Here is a 619-nt window from a genome sequence, read left to right on the forward strand (position 1 = left end):
GAACTGGATCGCACTGCGGGCCATGGCCGGACTGGTATTTGTGTACCAGTCTATGGGCTCAGGTCCTGCGCTGCGGAGCGAGCTGGGTAATCAAGTGATGATTTGCGTTCACTTGAGAAGACTGTAACCAGATGACGTTAGACTTAGCAGACTACAAACAGAAGGCTCACAAGGCGGTTAAGGAATTTTGGGGCAATCGCGATGCAGCCAAAGAACGCCAACTCGCCTTGGGCAAAGCAGATCAAGGGGAGCGAGCTGGTGTTACATCAGGGAAGAATATGGACGGCTTCCTCTCGCTGATTATTGACATCGTCAATTTAAACGGCCTATCACATGCAGATATTCATATGAATCGAGCAATGCTTACTCTGCCTGGATTCTTCCGGCCTACAAAACTTTGGGATTTGTTGGTTCTACATAGAGGTGAGCTCATTGCTGCTGTTGAACTGAAGAGCCAAGTGGGATCCTTCGGCAACAACTTTAACAATCGAACAGAAGAAGCTATAGGTACTGCTCATGATCCGGTGACTTTCAGGAAAGTTGCCACTCTTGGGCTGCTCTTCAAGCAGCCTGAGCCAATGGTACCGCCAGTGCCGACTGCGGCTCTTCTGGTGGCCTG

General features: G+C 50.2%; 1 protein-coding gene. It reads left to right on the plus strand.

Annotation, left to right across the window (positions count from 1 at the left end; translation table 11 throughout):
• Nucleotides 1–131: 131 nt before the first annotated feature.
• Nucleotides 132–619, plus strand: a 488-nt coding sequence (locus tag CJZ98_RS17890; RefSeq protein ID WP_232756610.1) for a PaeR7I family type II restriction endonuclease, incomplete at its 3' end; no start/stop codon positions are given.

This window comes from Vulcanococcus limneticus LL, from assembly GCF_002252705.1.
GTDB classification, from domain to species: Bacteria; Cyanobacteriota; Cyanobacteriia; order PCC-6307; family Cyanobiaceae; genus Vulcanococcus; species Vulcanococcus limneticus.